General features: G+C 62.5%; 15 protein-coding genes. 9 read left to right on the plus strand and 6 right to left on the minus strand.

Features of this window, described 5'->3' with window-relative positions:
• Window positions 1-287: 287 nt before the first annotated feature.
• The 3 genes from ACWCSU_RS49235 to ACWCSU_RS49245 form a co-directional block, all read right to left on the minus strand.
• On the minus strand, window positions 288-695 hold the full coding sequence (locus ACWCSU_RS49235) for an integrase core domain-containing protein (protein WP_449943758.1): 408 nt from the start codon (window positions 693-695) through the stop codon (window positions 288-290).
• Between the two features lie 333 nt (window positions 696-1028).
• A complete protein-coding gene (locus ACWCSU_RS49240; RefSeq protein WP_449943761.1) occupies window positions 1029-2771 on the minus strand; it encodes a GmrSD restriction endonuclease domain-containing protein in 1743 nt (580 codons plus the stop codon).
• A 21-nt stretch (window positions 2772-2792) separates the two neighbouring features.
• Window positions 2793-3560 (minus strand): serine/threonine-protein kinase, encoded by a 768-nt coding sequence (locus ACWCSU_RS49245; RefSeq protein ID WP_449943763.1) that lies wholly within the window; start codon window positions 3558-3560, stop codon window positions 2793-2795.
• A gap of 509 nt (window positions 3561-4069) precedes the next feature.
• Here ACWCSU_RS49245 and ACWCSU_RS49250 point away from each other — a divergent pair.
• The 5 genes from ACWCSU_RS49250 to ACWCSU_RS49270 all read left to right on the plus strand — a co-directional run bounded on the left by ACWCSU_RS49250 (window position 4070) and on the right by ACWCSU_RS49270 (window position 8417).
• Window positions 4070-4663, plus strand: coding sequence for a transposase (locus ACWCSU_RS49250; protein WP_449943766.1), 594 nt, complete (start codon window positions 4070-4072; stop codon window positions 4661-4663).
• A gap of 5 nt (window positions 4664-4668) precedes the next feature.
• Window positions 4669-5970, plus strand: a complete 1302-nt coding sequence (locus tag ACWCSU_RS49255; protein ID WP_449943768.1) for a DNA-processing protein DprA — start codon at window positions 4669-4671, stop codon at window positions 5968-5970.
• Between the two features lie 158 nt (window positions 5971-6128).
• Complete coding sequence (locus ACWCSU_RS49260; protein ID WP_449943771.1) at window positions 6129-6806, plus strand: hypothetical protein; 678 nt, start codon at window positions 6129-6131, stop codon at window positions 6804-6806.
• 152 nt (window positions 6807-6958) lie between these two features.
• Window positions 6959-7861, plus strand: a complete 903-nt coding sequence (locus ACWCSU_RS49265; protein WP_449943774.1) for an IS5 family transposase — start codon at window positions 6959-6961, stop codon at window positions 7859-7861.
• Between the two features lie 376 nt (window positions 7862-8237).
• The gene (locus tag ACWCSU_RS49270; RefSeq protein WP_449943777.1) at window positions 8238-8417 is read left to right on the plus strand and encodes a hypothetical protein; all 180 of its coding nucleotides are present in this window, start codon (window positions 8238-8240) and stop codon (window positions 8415-8417) included.
• 335 nt (window positions 8418-8752) lie between these two features.
• Here the strand turns inward: ACWCSU_RS49270 and ACWCSU_RS49275 are convergent, their stop codons facing one another.
• Window positions 8753-9910 (minus strand): DNA sulfur modification protein DndB, encoded by a 1158-nt coding sequence (locus ACWCSU_RS49275; RefSeq protein ID WP_449943779.1) that lies wholly within the window; start codon window positions 9908-9910, stop codon window positions 8753-8755.
• A 196-nt stretch (window positions 9911-10106) separates the two neighbouring features.
• Here ACWCSU_RS49275 and ACWCSU_RS49280 point away from each other — a divergent pair, with 196 nt between their 5' ends.
• From ACWCSU_RS49280 to ACWCSU_RS49295, 4 genes are all read left to right on the plus strand, one after another.
• Window positions 10107-10364, plus strand: a complete 258-nt coding sequence (locus tag ACWCSU_RS49280; RefSeq protein ID WP_449943781.1) for a hypothetical protein — start codon at window positions 10107-10109, stop codon at window positions 10362-10364.
• Between the two features lie 184 nt (window positions 10365-10548).
• Window positions 10549-10857, plus strand: a complete 309-nt coding sequence (locus ACWCSU_RS49285; RefSeq protein WP_449943784.1) for a WD40 repeat domain-containing protein — start codon at window positions 10549-10551, stop codon at window positions 10855-10857.
• Window positions 10858-11362: 505 nt separating this feature from the next.
• A complete protein-coding gene (locus ACWCSU_RS49290; RefSeq protein WP_449943787.1) occupies window positions 11363-11488 on the plus strand; it encodes a hypothetical protein in 126 nt (41 codons plus the stop codon).
• Window positions 11489-11809: 321 nt separating this feature from the next.
• Entirely contained in the window at window positions 11810-12463 is a 654-nt protein-coding gene (locus ACWCSU_RS49295; protein ID WP_449943789.1) for an integrase core domain-containing protein, read from the plus strand.
• Window positions 12464-12502: 39 nt separating this feature from the next.
• Here the strand turns inward: ACWCSU_RS49295 and ACWCSU_RS49300 are convergent, their stop codons facing one another.
• On the minus strand, window positions 12503-13705 hold the full coding sequence (locus ACWCSU_RS49300) for a hypothetical protein (protein WP_449943792.1): 1203 nt from the start codon (window positions 13703-13705) through the stop codon (window positions 12503-12505).
• A complete protein-coding gene (locus tag ACWCSU_RS49305) occupies window positions 13702-14199 on the minus strand; it encodes a DUF4365 domain-containing protein (RefSeq protein ID WP_449943794.1) in 498 nt (165 codons plus the stop codon). Before ACWCSU_RS49305 ends, ACWCSU_RS49300 begins: the two co-directional genes overlap by 4 nt.
• Window positions 14200-15268 lie beyond the last annotated feature (1069 nt).

Raw genomic sequence — 15268 nt, forward strand, 5'->3', positions numbered from 1 at the left:
AGGTATATTGGAGAAGCTTGATTCTGAACGCCCACCACCGTCTTTAACATGCGAGAGATCCGCAGACGTTCGCCACAACGTCACAGGGTCTCTTGCTCAATGAAGGTGGGCAATATTGTTCATCGTCAACGCTACCTGGCAGCGTGTCGCGTTAGCGGGACTACTGGTCGCCCCAGCCATCTTGATCGTAGTCTTGATGACTCCGTCCTTCCTCGTCTTGCCGTTCTCCACAGCTGGCCGAGAGGTCATCCTCAAGCTTCTAGACAAGATCACCACATGGACGCGAGTCATCGTCCCCAAATTCGATGTAAAGTGATCGTGCAGGTCCGGCCTCCCAGCGACATGGCGGTCCGCTCATCGTGATCGGGCGGTAGGTGTGAGCCGGACTGGTGTGGGCGATGGCCGTTGTAGTGGTCGACATATCCAGCCAACACCAAGCGTAGGCGTCGTTCGTTGTAATTCAGCATGCGGTCGGCGCACTCCGTCCGTACAGTGCGCACCCATCGCTCGGCATAGCAGTTTCGGTCCGTGGCTTCCACGGCGGTGTCCTCACCACCGTAACGCCCGCGCCGGCGAAGACTGTGTCCAAGACGCGGGTGACCTTGGCATCTCGGTCGCGAATGAGAAAGCGGGACGAACCGGCCCGGCCGCCGAGGTCCATCAGCAGGTCGCGGGCCTGCTGGCCGTCCGGGCACCAGTGAGGTTGCCAGTCACACCCGAGTGGGTGCACACGAGGGGTGGCCACTTCCATCACGAACAACACGTACAGGCGCTTCAAGAAGGCCGCGTCGACATGGAAGAGGTCGACGGCTAGCACCTGCCTCGCCTGGGCACGTAAGAAGGTCCTTCACGAGAGGTGCCTCAATGGGCGTGATGATCAGATCAATCGCCGAATAGAAGCGGGCGTTGAAATCCGATCAAGGTCGCTAGAACCGCCCAACTTGCGACACAACCTTGTTCCCCCGGGAGACGGTCAGCACCGCCTCATACCGCTACCGGGGGAACACCTAGCTCATCGCCGAGGCAGTTCAGAATTCCGACGAATCTGGCTCATATATTATTGACTGTCCAGTAGCGCTTTCGATCATCTCAATCAAGAGCGAAAGTCTCTCTCGCAAGAATAGCGCATAGTTGTAGGAGCGCAGCCCACTTTCTTCGTCTTCTGCCGCTATGAGCTGCGAGTCTAGTACTTCTATAAACTTGCGCTGACTGCTCGCATCCAGCAATTGAAGATGCTCGCTTATCGGACGATCACGGATGTCCTTCTTTGTGATCTGGTCTACCAGTACTCGGTTGAGTATCAGGTCTGCGCCGTGGGATTCTGGATTATTTCCGCTCTTATCCAGCCACGCTTTAGGGAACACTCTCATAGTGTCGATCTTTGTTTCGCTGGCGAAAGTGCTTGAAATAGCCTGCGCCGAACTGAAGTCCTTGGCACCTTGCTGAATTAGAAGAGATACGAATCCTCTGTATAGCGCCTTCCGGTTCGCGCGCGCGCTAAGGATATCGGAATCTGTAAGGTCGAATTCGGCGACCGCTTCTGGAGCTGCGGCGGATTCGTCCAATATCCAACTGCGCAGAAGGCGGAAGTCTGCACCGGCTTGACTGTTGGCACCCTGATCGTAATTTTCCGAGAAAATCGAGCACCAATAATACTGGAGTAGTCGCTCTTTGGCAGTAACTCGATATGACGACCGAAGGTGACTGATCTCCGGAAATACTCCAGCCATAGGCACAAGAAGCATTCCATATGGCAGCCAATGAATCGATATTACGCCGCACTCCCGCTTCAGCATGTCCATGACATCCGCAGCGGCAGCGACGACAACGTCCCACTGGTCTTTGATGTCTTCTGCGCTAAGTTTATTGAGTACATCGATCCGCTGGGCTGAATTATGTACACGCAGGCAGATGGATTGGAGTAGACTGTACGGATCTATATCGAACTCGCTAAGAATCGGATATTCTTGGCGCGCGGCATCCCATAGCTCTCGCATGTTGACATGCTGAGGATAGAACTTGGCTGTCAGCAGTTCGAATGGGCCTAGAACCTTCCCTGACCTATTAAGAGTCTCAAAAATGTTGCAGACCGCGACCAGGGAAGTTTGCTCGGGCAGGTCTACAACCGGGAAGGCGTAGGATTCGAGAGGCTGCAGGTAGGTGTCTCGCAGCTGATGTAGAAGCTCCTCCAATTGGTCAGCTTCATCTCGATCAGGCGTAACCGTGCGAGCTAGCTTCTTGAACCATGGACGCAGTTTCTCATAGTCGGCGAGTGCGAATACGCCATTCGCTATCTGCCAGTCTTCGCTGGCAGGATTGTGGCGGGATTTGCGGTTGGCGTCATACGCGATGAGCGTATTGTCTAGATCCACATCCTCCAGCGGGCGGAGAGTGCGGTTCTCTCGATCTATGAAAGGCCATGCTTTCATGAAGAATCGGTAATCGCCGGTTCCCGTCAATGCCTGATATAGCGAAGTCAGACGCTGCTGCCCGTCTAGCACGAGACGGCGCGGCTTAGTGTCGCTTTGGGGAACTCCCTCGAACTTGCGGTAGCCGAAGTGCGTATCTGACTGCTCCCATGTAAGCAGGGTGCCGGCAGGGTATCGCGAGATGATCGACTTCAGGAGCTCAATGGTTCGCCTAGGCTCCCAGACAAAGCTGCGCTGAAAGTCTGGAAGTGCTAGCGTGCCTTTATGAATAGAAGCGACCAGCGCGCCAACGGCTTCAGGCGTCGCCTTAAAAACGGGGTCTTCCTTGAACATTGAAGACATGGCGTCTCCTTATCATAGTCTCTATGCCGTTGATACGCTAGCCGCGATGAGATCCGTTCGCAGTTCGGCAACGGACTGATACCGGTCGTCTGGCTCTTCAGCGGCACACTTCCTGATTATGTATTCGAAAGGTGCAGCGACGCCGTCAAATTTAAGAGATGGCCCTGCTTGCTTTCCCGTGAGACAGTGAAGAAGTGTTCTCCCAATGGCATAAACATCCGCTGTCGGGCCAACCAGATGTGCGTCGTCGTATTGTTCGGGAGCCGCATAGTAGGGGGTCCCAAGGAAGGTGTTTGCCTTGGTTATCAGTAGGCTGTCGGACTTTAGGTCTCTACAGAATCCAAAATCCGAAACAAGCCAATCGTCGCCAATCCTCAGAATGTTGTTGGGCTTGATATCCCGATGAATTACGCCGCGACCATGAGCATACTCCATCGCGTTGATTACCTGGTGAATAATCTCAAGCGACCAGGATTCGCTTCTACTGTCGGCTTTTAGGGCTTCACTGAGCGTCTCTTCAGCAAGAGGCATCGCATACCATTGATGATAGCCCTTGTCAGCATAATCCAAGACAGGGACAATGTTCGGATGGTCCAGCCCCTTCTGGATGCGCACCTCACGGATGAAGCGGGCGCGTTCCTCTGCAATTGTCCCCGCGTCGGCTCGCTTGTCGCCTTGCAGTTGCAGATATTTAAGAGCAACTATGTCACCAGTGTCAACATTTACGCCCTTCCATACGTTTGCCTGGCCGCCCGACCCGATCCGCTTAATCTTCTTATATCCTGGCACCGTCACTCCGGTATCGACGTGGTGCTACGGTACCGCTGTTCCGTCTGAGATGCATGGGTTTTGGTCGACATCTTCTGGCCGTCCAATGCGTGTAGATCGGAGGCATTCCTAGTTGAGGGTCGTGGCGATATCGCCTGAATCCGGTTTGTGCGTTAAAGGGTCGTATGAGTGTGTTCGATCGGACTTTGCATCAGCGGTGTAGTGGAATGGGACGTGCGGCTGCACCTTCCTAGGCGGGGCGCCCAGGCAGACCACGCCGAGAGTGACGGAATGCCGCCTTGCGGGCAGTGAGGCGCGGCGCAAGGCAAGACCGGCGGATGCGGCCCGCCGGCCATGGGAAGGTCCCATCAGACCCTGCAGAAGCGCCCGCCGTGCAGCGAGCGCACATGCTCGTACTACTGGACGCCTTCTGTGTACCTGTGCAAACGGTGCTAGAGCCTGTACGGAGTTGAGATCAGAGGGATTGCCTGCGCTGCGGTACGGCCGGTGGCCCTGGTAGGCCATCGAACATGGCGCGTGGAGATCTCACCGACGAAGAATGGTCCTTGATCGAGCCGCACTTACCCCTGGGTGAGCGGGGGCCGATCCCGGATCTGCGGCGGCTGTTCAACGCGGTGATGTGGCGGTTTCGTACCGGCAGCCCCTGGCGTGACCTGCCGCAGGAGTACGGGCCATGGTCCACCGCCTACGACCGGTCCCGCACCTGGGAGCGGGACGGCGTGTTCGAGCAACTGATGCAAGCCGTGATCAGCGAGGTCGCAGCCCGGGGACAGGCCGAACTCGGCCTGGTAAGCGTCGACTCCACCACCGTCCGCGCGTATCCGTATGCTGCGGATGAACTCGATCATGGAGAGGTGGGTGCAGTCCTGTCGCCACGAACTCCTGTCCCGCTGCCTCATCTGAAACGAACGCCACCGACGGCACGCCCTACGCAAGTACGAACACTTCTACAACCACACCGCGCCCACCGCGCCCTGAACCAAGCCGCCCCGCTGCGTCCCGTCCCGGACCCGATCGCAGACCCCGAACGAATCATCGACCTGAACATACGCCGACGAGACCGACTCGGCGGAGTCCTCCACAAAAAGCCACATGCCGCTTGACCTGCGTGGATGAAATTTTCAGCAGGCGCAAAGTCCCCGAAGACCAAGCTGAGGCCATCCGGCAACTTCTCATGGAGGCCATAACCACCGCCTTCTGCGGCGTACCCATCGAGGCCGACGCGGAAATCCTGGGCACCCGCTGGGGTTGCTTCCCCACCGCCGACAGAGCATCCACGAAGGGAGCCGCCGAAGCCGCACCACTCACGCACGACGCCGAAAACCCGGTGACCAAGACCAGGCTCCCGCGGCACGGCCGGCACGGCAAGGTATCCAACCCGGTAAACCTGCCCCGCCGTAGTGCCGACCTCGGCACGATAGGCCCCAAGGCAGCCACGCATCCCGTCGCCGCTCTTGTCGGCGTCGGAGCGTACGTTTGCACCGAAACCACGTTCGAGATGGTGATGACCATGACCACGATCGATGAGCAAGCCGCCGTTCTCGCCCTCACCAAAGCCACCCACACGCAGCCCTGGCACCACACTGCCCGCGCCATCGCCTCTGCAGGCAGCGCCCTCAAGCTCATGGACGGCGATGTCACCGGGCTGGACGAAACCGACCAGGCACACGCCGCTGATCTCCGTTCCCGCGTGAGCATCGAAGACCTCGAGCAAGCGCGCGACCTCATCACCACCATGCGCGTCGACGACATCCATCTCCTCACCGTCCTCGACGACACGTACCCCGGCAACATGCTGTGGGCAAACAACTACCAGCCGTTCGTGTGGGTCCGCGGCCGGATGACTCCCGAAGACTTCCGGGCCGTCGCTATCGTCGGAGAACACGACAGCGCGCTTGCCGCCGCCGCTGCAGGTGCCCTGGCTGAGGCCGGACTTACCGTCATCGCGCCGCTGCGTTCCGATCTGGATGCAGCCGTCCACGAGGCCGTGTTCGACACCGGCGGGCGTACGCTCGGCGTGCTGGCCGGCGGGATGGCTGCACCCGACGTGCTCGGACCGTACGCGAGTGTCGCGCAGCAGATAGGCCAGCGCGGCGCGTTGGTCTCCCCATTCTGGCCCGACACCACCCTCACCGACCGCACGATCGCGCAGGAACGCATCGTGACCTGCGGGTTAGCCGCCACCGTGTACATCGTGGACGGCGGCGATGACGGGCCCGGCCACCGCTGCACCGAAATGGTGCTGAAGACAGGCAAGCACGTCTTCGTGCCCCAGCGGCTTCAGCAGGAACACTCGTGGGTCACACAGGTAGGGTTCCGGGGAGGCATCACTGTCGTCCAGGACACTGACGACCTGTCCAAGCACGCGGTCAATCTCGTAGATATGTGCTCCCAAACGACCATGTTCTGACTATGGGTAACGCTAGGGCGATCACCGACCATGTCATCCAGCTGTACAGGAACGTTCCGGCGATGCGCTCCGGAGTCTGCCGGATCTGCCACACGGGGCCTAACAACAATCCGGATACAGGAGAGCCATACGACATCTGCTCAAGCTGCGAGCGCACCATGGATGGGCTCTACCGCCCGGCCACGCATGTGGTGCCCATCTCGTTAGCTGTCCAGGACGGCGACGACAACGGCCTGTTCAAGATTGTGGTCAGCAAGTCAAACGCGGCTCCGGGTTGGATGACGCCTCGCACCCTGATGGCGGCGACTTTGTCCCGCTTCTACGAAGCCCACGAGGCATGCCTGACAGGCTTAGCCGGCGGGCCGTTCACACGGGTGACTTTCATCCCCACCACCCGGAGAAACCAGCTCGTTGAGGCTTTCCACCCCCTGATGCGGGTCATCAATGACGTCAGCGCATTGAGGGACCTGCACAAGCCGCAACTCTTGCTGGCAAACGATGAGTATGTGCCAAGGCTCTACGGTCGGTACTCCCACCCCGACGCCTTCCACATCCTGGGGACACAAAAAGAAGATCAGGTGTTGCGGGGCGAACGGGTACTCCTCGTGGATGACTGGTTCATGTCCGGCGCCCACGTGCAGAGCGCCGCGTCCAAACTGTTCGAACACGGGGCGGAAGAAGTCGTCGCGCTCGTCATCATCAGGGTGATAGACCCTTCCCCCTCGCGTCCCAACAGGATGGCCATCTGGGAGGAAGCGTCAGCCGAACGCTTCGACTTCGACCGCTGCTGCGTCTGCGACCGGCAAGACCACGTCAAGCACGTAAGCAACCTGTAACCGCCTCCCAGGGCAACACGGCCTCTGCTCACTGAGCTGGGAGTTAGGGCCTGTTTCGAAGTCTTGATCAACAGCGTGTCGAAGCCGGACATGCAGAGAGGTCTCCGGTAAAGGGTTCAACGACCAAGAAGAACCAACACCCCGGAGACCTCGTGGACACCTTAGCGGTGACGCGGCGGTTCGACCTCACCGATGCGCAGTGGGCGCGGCTGGAACCGCTGCTGCCTGCCGGCAGGAAAGCAGGTCGCCCGTCGCGGTGGAGCAAGCGCCAGCTGATCGACGGCATCCGCTGGCGAGTACGAATGGGCGCGCCCTGGCGGGACGTGCCGGAGTACTACGGCTCCTGGCAGGCGGTCTACAGCCTGTTCCGCCGCTGGCAGCGTGCCGGCGTCTGGCAGCAGATCCTCACCCACCTACAGGCTCTGGCCGATGCTGCGGGCTTGATCGGCTGGCAGGTCGGCGTGGACTCCACCATCTGCCGGGCCCACCAGCACGCGGCCGGCGCCTCCAGAAACGGCCAGACGCAGGCTGAGCCGCCCGGTGGTGCCCAGCCCGAGCCCGCCGATCACGCCCTGGGACGCTCCCGGGGCGGCCTGTCGACCAAGCTGCACCTGGCCTGTGAGCAGGGCCAGCGTCTGCTGGCCCTGGTGGTGACGGCTGGGCAGCGCGGCGACGCGCCACAGTTCCCCACGGTCATGGCTGCCATCAAGGTGCCTCGGCTGGGGCCCGGCTGCCCGCGCACCCGACCCGAGATCGTCCGCGCTGACAAGGCGTATTCCTCCCGCGCGATCCGGCAGCAGCTGCGCGCTCGTAAGATCCGGTGCACCATCCCTGAGCCGGCCGACCGCATCGCCGCCTGGCAGCGGCGTGGCAGCCGCGGTGGACGTCCTCCGTCCTTCGATGCGGCCGACTACCGCGCCCGCTCAGCCGTCGAGTGCGGCATCAACCGGCTCAAACGCCATCGCGGCATCGCCACCCGGTACGACAAACTCGCCGTCCGCTACGAGGCCGCCGTCCATATCGCGGCCATCAACGACTGGCTCACGATCCTTTGAGACAGGGCCTAGGGCCACCCGTACCAGCATCAACGCACGCACGAGCCTCGGCGCCCACAGCGCCGAGGCTCGTGCGTATTACCAGCACCTCACGAAACGCATAGGGAGATCCACATCATGCCTATCCGACAGGCGACCCTGACCATCATCGGCAACCTCACCAACGCCCCGAGATCAGCAAAGCCAAGGACGGCTTCACGATGGCCCGATTCACCATCGCCTCCAACCCCCGCGTCTACGACCAGAGCAGCGGCACCTACCGCGAGGGCGACCCACTGTTCCTGTACTGCTCCGCCTGGCCGACCACATCGGCCAGTCCCTTGCCAAGGGTCAGCGCGTCATCGCCACCAGCGTCCTGCGCCAGTTCGAGTGGATCTTGGCAGACGACGTCCAGCGCACCGGCTACGGCGTGGAGATCGAGGACACCGGCCCCAGCCTGCGGTGGGCCGCCGCACCCCCGACCCGCACCACCACCCGCCGCCCCGCCGAAGGCGCCGGCGAGCCGTGGCCTGCGAACGCGGGCGAGATGTACGACGGCGACAAACCGCCGTTCTGACCGCGCCCCGGGGCGGCCGTCCAAGCCGCCAAGCACGCTGGCCGCCCGGGCCCAACCCCTGACCCATCACGAGTACAGGAGGACCTTCAGCATGCCCGCAACCACCCCATCGCACCACCGGCCGCCGACCCCGGCGTGGATGGCCGCCCGAGCCCGCGCGCTGGCCACCCAGACCCCACCTATCCCCGCGTGATCGCCTTCGGCCCGGACATCGCCCAAGCCACGGCGGTGGTCACCGGTTCCGGCCGGCCCCGACACCTCCGCGTCCGCCAGCGTTGTCACGCTGGCGGACGCGGAGGTGCTTGAGCTGTCTGTGCCGTTGCGGCAGGGCCTGGCTAGGTGTCGAGGATGACCTTAAGCAGGTCCTCGCTGGCGGCCTCCCAGGCGGGGCGGCCCGATCCGACCTTCCCGGTCTCGGGGTCCACCAGCGTCCCCGCAAAGATCGTGTCCTTGGCCGTCAGGGGCGGCTGGCCCTCGCCACGCTCGGCCCGCCGGTAGTCCACGGTCGCCAGCCGCTCCATCGCCTTGGGCACCGGGATGTGGTGGTCGTGGTGCGCCTTGTGGACGGCGTTGGCCAGCGCGTACAGGACGCCGGCCGCGGCGAGGTAGGTCTTCTCGCGCAGGTCAGCGGTCGTGCGACTGCCGTCGATGATCTCGGCCATGTCGGGAAGGCGGCCCATGCCGTCCCACAGCTCGTGCAGGACCTGGCTGGCCTTCTTCTCGTCCTGTTCGACCTCTGCGTTCACCGCCTTGTCCCACCCTGCGGTGGTGCGCTGGCTCACGCCGATGAGGGCGGTGCCGCTGAGGTAGCGGATGGTCTTGAACGACAGCAGCTTGGCGCTGAACTTGCCCGGCGAGTCGCCGATGAACTCGACGCGGCCGGCGCCGTCGCCGAAGATTGGCAGCTTGGGGTCCTGGACCATCTTGATGAGCGCGCGGTTGATGGCCTGCCGCCGGTCCATGCTCATCGCCAGGCTGGTCGGCTGCGCCTTGGTGTTGCGCTGCAAGTCGGTGTAATCCTGCGCGCGGTGCAGCGGGTTGTCATCGATGACGATGACGACGGGCTGGCCGCTCTTGCGCATCCGGATCCGGATCGGGTCCTCTTCGTCGGGGTGCTGCTTCATCACGTCGGAGTAGGCACCGATGCGGTGCTGACCGTCCCCGACGTCGAACTGCGCGCCGTAGTTCAGGAACAGCGTGCCCAACTGGACCGCTGCCTCCTTGTAGCCGTCGGCGGCGACGAAGCGCGCCTCCTGCGGCCGGGCGTAGAGCACCACAGAGTTCAGGACGAAGTTTTCCTCCTCTTCCAGGTACATCGCGATGCGCTTGCGGTGCGGCTTGTCCACCGGCCGGTTGCCGTGTGGCTGCTCCCCCACCGGGTTCCAGGGGTCGGGCTCGGTGACGGTCTTGACCAGTGCGATCGGGTCCAGGGCGGTGACGACCATGAGCCGCTGGCCCTGCCTGTAGCCGATGCCCGGAAGCTGAAGTTCCATCGTGTCTCCTTGAACGACGAACAACGAGCCTCATCTGAGGTAGTAGCAGGCTATCACCAAGTAAATAGATGGTAAAGTTACGTAGGAACTCGTACTTCTCACGTAGGAAGTGACCTTGGTTACGTAGAAGACTGCCTTAAGTCAAGCCTGCACCGAACGGCACCGCCACCACATCGAGGCGACCGCGCACGGCCGTGTGAGCACCCACCCAATCCCCCGGTGGCTGTTCCAGCGCACGCACCATCAGCCACCAGCCGGGGAACGCCGGTGGATCTCGGCAGACGATGTGCGGCGCACCGGCTACGGCCTGGACATCGAGGACATCGGCCCCAGCCTGCGGTGGGCCAACGCGACCACCACCCGCACCACCACGCGCCGCCCCGCCGAAGGCGCCGGCGAGCCGTGGCCTGAGAGCGCGGGCGGGGTGTACGACGGCGACGAACCGCGGTTCTGACTGATCCCCTGGGGGCGGCCGTCCAAGCCGCCAAGCACGCCGGCCACCCCGGGCCCCCACCTGATCAATCACGAGAGCAGGAGTCTCTTCAGCATGCCCGCAAACACCGTTGCGCCACCGCCCACCGGCCTCGGCGTGGATGGCCGCCCGCGCGCTGACCGCCGCCACCTGAAGCATGGCCGCGGTGCGGTTGTGCGACCCCGCCACCGGCCGACCCGTCGGCCAACCCCTTGTCGGCCACACCAACACCGTCTGGGACGTGGCCTTCTCCCCCGACAGCTCTCTGCTAGCCACCAACAGCGAGGACAACACGGTATTGCTGTGGGACATCGCCACCGGCCGGCTCGTCGGCCAGCCCCTGACCGCCCCCACCAACGGCGACGTCACCGCGCTGCGCTCCTTCGACGGCCCCCTGCTGGCCGTCAGCATCGACGAGGGCGGAACGGTGCGATTGTGGGCCCCTCTACCGGCCAGCCCTTCGGTCAGCCCCTGACCACCCGCGCCAGCGAGCAGGTCGGCGTGTTTCTCTCCCTGCGCATCAGACACCGCACTTAGCGGGGTGCAACTGAACCGATCCGTTACCGATCGCGGTCAAAATCCGCAGATCCCGGTGTGTGGAGGTTGTCGTAAACCGTGACCTTCACTGGTGGGCATCGGTTGTGGGGTCGGACGATGACAGAGTCAGTAGTGTCGGCGAACAACGCGCACAGGCCGGGCCGGGCAGCGGGCGCGCCGGCGGTGCGGCCGGTCACGCCGGGCGTGCCCAGGCTTTGAGCCGGTACGAGATGCTCGCGCCGCACTTTTTCGAGGAAGTGCCGCTGGCGTAGGTGGCCGCCGCCCAAGGCGAGGGCGGCGTCTGCTATCGGACGCTACAGCGGTGGCTGTGCGCCTGCCGATGGTTGCATCCACTCAGGTTATGACTCTGCGAGGGCTTCGCGTGGCGTGCGCGAGCCCCGGTCCCCCGGGAGACGGAAGCGCGTACGGCAGGATGATCCGCCGTGCTGCTTCGCCTGGCCTACCTGACCGTCACGAACACGTTCGCCGCGCTGTGGTTGCTCCCCATGGGCGAACGGGACAAGGACATCGAGGTCCTTCGCCCTGCGCCACCAGATCACCGTCCTTGAACGCCAACTCGGCGCCGACACCAGAGTGCGATTCGCGCCCGAGGACCGAGCCTTCCTTACCGCGCTTCTGACGTCGCTGCCGCGCAAGGTCCTGTGCCGGCTGCGGCTCCTCATCCGTCCGGACACGGTTCTCCGCTGGCACCGCGATTTCATGCGACGTCGTCACGCCCGTACCTCCCGGCCGAAGCGGCCTGGCCGCCCACCCACCGTCCGCTCTATTCACGCCCTCATCCTGCGCTTGGTGCGCGAGAACCCCGGCTGGGGCCGTCGGAGGGCGCATGGTGAGCTGCCACACTCGGTATCAAGGTCGCGCCGTCCACGGTGTGGGAGATCCTCAAGCGGGCCGGCCTTGGTCCGGCGCCCGAGCGGGCGTCCACCACGTGGGCCGACTTCCCGCGCTCGCAAGCCGGCGCCCTGCCGGCTTGTGATTTCATCGAAACCATCACCTTGAACGGGCAGCGCCAGGACATCCTGGCCGTCATCGAGCACACCACCAGACGGATCCGCGTGCTCGGCACCACCGCTCACCCGAGCGCGAGCCGGGTCATCCAGGTGATCAGGAATCTGGTGATGGACCTGGAAGACGCAGGCTGCCGAGCACGCTCTCGGGTCCGAGACAGGGATGGGAAGTTCCCCACCCTCATGGACGGAATCCTCGCCGACGCGGGTATCCAGACCGTACTCACCGGCATCCGGATGCCCCGCATGAAATCCATCATGGAACGGTGGGTGCAGTCCTGCCGCCGCGAACTCCTCGACCGCTGCCTCCTGTGGAACGAACACCACCTTCGGCACGCCCAGCGCGAGTACGAACACTTCTACAACCAGCACCGGGCCCATCAAGCCCTGAACCAGGCCGCCCCGCTACGCACCATCCCCGATCCGATCACGGATCCCGAGCCAATCATCGACCTGAACATACGCCGACGAGACCGGCTCGGCGGCGTCCTCCATGAGCACTCACAAGCGGCTTGACCTGCATGGATGGAATTATCGACAGGCGCCGACTAACGCTCAGCGATCCGGCAGGTCGCCAAGTGTGTGCTGCAGGAAACTTGTATCGACCTCAACATCACCTTGAAGACGCCAGGCTCGTCGTTCGTACGCCAGGTTGCCTGTCACGGTTAGAGGGATTTTGTTTTGGTAAGCCCGAATAGCCCAGTCGTGATCCCGACCAGAAAGGGTCAGATGCACGCTCCGGGTGCGGCCGTTGACGTCGGCGAGGATCACAATCGCGCCGACCTCTTCCTCAAGATCGCCGCCCTCTTCCCAAGCCAGCGACTTGACAGGACCTACAAGGGTTTCCCGACGTGGTGGCTCTTCCTGTCTGACGAGGCGCTCACGGACACGAGCTAGTTCGCCGAGAATCTCGCGCTCGAGCTTGATGGGCTCCCTGCCCACCGCAGGGGCTTGTCCAGCTGCCGCCCACTCAAAGGACAGGTCCAGGGATCGCAGTCCTTCGGGCTCAGCCATCTCTTCCAAGGACTCGATAAGGTTTGCACTTAGTCCCCACGCTGCGGGGTCTTCTAGAGCTTCCCGGTCTTGTCCTCGAGCAAGCCGATGTGTTGTCTGAAGCCCTCTCGCTAGAGTCTCCATAACCTTGCGCGGGAAGGGGTCCCCCATGGGATCGCCGTCCGCGCGAGGCAGGTTGGCCGCGTGTCCAGTGTCAGCGTCGTCTTCAACTCTTGCTACGACCGTGAAGACGAAGCTTCCACGCTTGGTATGACCTAGCCGCACGTCCTCGTTGAGAAACTCGGTCACGACGGCAGACCGGCGTCCACGATGGGAGTGCCTGGGGTCCGCGGCTGTCGTCGCAGCTGCTCGCATCATGCGGTGGATTGCCTTGATGGTGGCTTCTGCCTGCCTGAAGGGGATGGTCCCATCCGGCATGGCTTGATCAAGCCTGATGTACAGAAGATCGGCACGTGTCGCGACGATGTGTTCGTAGAGGCTGTCTACGTCCCAGTCGTTGATCAGCCGGATTGCGTTCAAAGCGTCGTAGAAGCGATGAGAATAGTCGGCGAAGTCGCTCGACAGCGGCAGCATGATCCGGGCGGCCAGCGCACCGTGATCTTTGCGTAATCGCCAGATTTCGCGGACCTCATCGAGCCGTGACTCCAGTTCCCAGGATTGCGTGGCCAGGAACTGGGAGACCGCAGCCGGCGTGAGGCTCGAGGTCAGCTCCAGCAGAGAGGAGTCTAGGGTGGAGCGCGTCACCAGCTACCTCCATCTCCGATCGCCTTCATGATGCCAACAAGCTGCTCAACATCAAAGAGGTTACAGCGGGGTAGATGCACGATCTTAGACTCCTGCGCCTCTTCAATGCTTCCTAAGTTTTGGGCAGCCTCCCAGTACATGCGGCTATCGATGAGGAGGCGCTCTTCGTCCTGATCCAGCCAGCCATCGGACTCCCGCGGAACGAACAAAATCCCCAAAAAGGCCGGAATGTGACGTTTTGGGTGTGTCAGCCTCCGGAACGGCCCCGCCTTCATCTGCCAGGTTACGTGCTCCTCAGACAACACACGCCTCTGTGAGGTGCACTTGAGCTGCAGCTCAAACTGGGGACAGTAGAACACCTCGTACTCAGCGGACGAGGCCAGCGTGATGTCGACTCCGTCGAGATCGGTTCGATGGTCCTTGATGGAACATCCAGCCGCAGATGCCACCATGTGTACGTAAGCGAGGCTGAACTGCTCCTTCTTCGTCGTCATGGGCAGTTCATCCAAAGGAGCCCCAGGCTGCTTCGCACTCACGCAGGCGTCACTCCCACACCGACATCCTCTCCCGTTCACCCACATATATCTCGACCCGAGAGAGAGTGATGTTACCGGTACAAAGCAACTCGAAGCTGCCAGGACTTCACCTATAGCTGCGACCTGGAATGATATGGGCAAATTGCTCCGGCAACGGGCGCAGCCCCCGCTACCCAGGTATGCAAGTGCGGCGCTTCAATGCACACTTTAAGTATCGGGAACGCTACACACCGTCGGAAGCAATGCCAGAAAGGCAGGAATGACCCCATGAGCAACAGGACAGGAAGCTCAAACCGCAGATAAGCATCGCCACCACCCCAGTGGCGGCGTGATCGCTGCACGTGCCGCTCAGGGCTTGGCCAGGGATCCCATCGAGGCATCGCGAAACGTCATGAGCCCGTTGCCGCAGATAAGGGCTCTCTATATGCGATAGAGGCCGCTGCTTGTCACGACGGGTGGACGGACGGACGATCCAAGCGCCGCGATGTTCCCCCTTCAGGAAGGTCAGGGCTGCCGCGTGATCCGCATACTGATCTCGATCGCGCTCAACCGGCACCTGTCCGGCGATCCCCGCTATGTCCGCTGCGCAACCTGCGGCACCACGGCCAGCGAAGGCGAGGCTCTATTGCGAGTCTTGGTGCGGTTCACCACCGTCGAGGGCGCTTGGTCGACGGGGATCAGACGCCGCCAGAATGGACCAATCCCTCCTGCGGCCGCGCTGGTCCGCTCCAGGTGGGCGAGTTGCTACCGAACGACACGCTCACCCGCTGCCGGCGCACGCGCCTGTGCCGTCATCGCTGGAAGGTCCCGAGCAGCACCACCGTGGTCATCTGTCCGCGCTGCTACACCGCCCAGCCCGGCCCGGCCGCATAGCTCCTCGCCTCGCCATCAACACGCCTAATGATCAGGTGTGTTGCGACAAACACTAGAACCCGCGCGTCGCCAGGGGTCAGAATTCGGCCGTCGTTGACACGAATCTACGGAATCAGGGCGGACCATAAAGACTAATGCTCAGCTCCATGAGACT

Source organism: Nonomuraea sp. NPDC001699 (assembly GCF_053596455.1).

Excerpts from the sequence above, each read along its gene's own strand:
- ACWCSU_RS49240 (WP_449943761.1), bottom strand. The coding sequence starts at position 2,771 with ATGTCTTCAATGTTCAAGGAAGACCCCGTTTTTAAGGCGACGCCTGAA.
- ACWCSU_RS49250 (WP_449943766.1), top strand. The coding sequence starts at position 4,070 with ATGGCGCGTGGAGATCTCACCGACGAAGAATGGTCCTTGATCGAGCCG.
- ACWCSU_RS49260 (WP_449943771.1), top strand. The coding sequence starts at position 6,129 with ATGGATGGGCTCTACCGCCCGGCCACGCATGTGGTGCCCATCTCGTTA.
- ACWCSU_RS49275 (WP_449943779.1), bottom strand. The coding sequence starts at position 9,910 with ATGGAACTTCAGCTTCCGGGCATCGGCTACAGGCAGGGCCAGCGGCTC.
- ACWCSU_RS49305 (WP_449943794.1), bottom strand. The coding sequence starts at position 14,199 with ATGACGACGAAGAAGGAGCAGTTCAGCCTCGCTTACGTACACATGGTG.